General features: G+C 63.5%; 1 protein-coding gene. It reads right to left on the reverse strand.

Annotation, left to right across the window (positions count from 1 at the left end; genetic code table 11):
* A partial coding sequence (locus EOC06_RS34170; RefSeq protein WP_281062133.1) for a DNA polymerase ligase N-terminal domain-containing protein occupies window positions 1-611 on the reverse strand: 611 nt, incomplete at its 3' end.
* Window positions 612-745: the final 134 nt, after the last annotated feature.

Below are 745 nucleotides of genomic sequence, written 5' to 3' on the forward strand. Positions count from 1 at the left end.
CCCTGTCTGGGCGCGGGTTTGGCGGCTGGCTTCGCCGGCGCCGCCAGCTCCTCGATGCGCAATCCGGATTTGACGCTTTCCGGCCGGGCCGTGAGGATGTCAAGCGCGGTGTCGGCGGCGAGGTCGCGCTCCTTGAACAGCAGCCAGTTCTTCTTGTTTTCGTCTTCCCCGGGTTTCGGCTTCAGCCGGGTCAGCATCCAGCCGCCATTGAGCTTGTCGCCGGCCAGCCGGAACTTGAAGGCGCCGGTGCGCAAACTCTTTTCGACATCGTCCATCGGCGCCCAGCTGCCGGTATCCCAGACGATCATCGGCCCGCCGCCATACTCGCCTTCGGGAATGACACCTTCGAAGTCGATGTATTCGAGCGGATGATCCTCGGTCTCGACCGCCAGTCTTTTGTCGGCCGGATTGAGCGAAGGGCCGCGCGGCACCGCCCAGCTTTTCAAGACATCGCCGACCTGTAGGCGCAGATCATAATGGTCTGCGGTGGCGTGGTGCTTGTGCACGACGAAGCGGTTGCCTTCATCCGTGATGAGGCCGCCTGCCGGTTCCGGCGTTTTGGAAAATTCACGCCTCGCGCGGTAGGATTGGAGCTTTGGCGGGGTGGTCATGGCAAAGGTCGAAGCACGGAGGCCAGGAACAAGCCAGTCGCGCTCAATCGTCAGCAGCCGGCGTCAACTCGAGCTCCGCCGGCGACAGTCCCTGCTGCAGCTGGCTCAGCCGGAATTCGTCGACCCAATAGGCC

This window comes from Mesorhizobium sp. M7A.F.Ca.MR.362.00.0.0, from assembly GCF_004023175.1.
GTDB lineage: Bacteria > Pseudomonadota > Alphaproteobacteria > Rhizobiales > Rhizobiaceae > Mesorhizobium.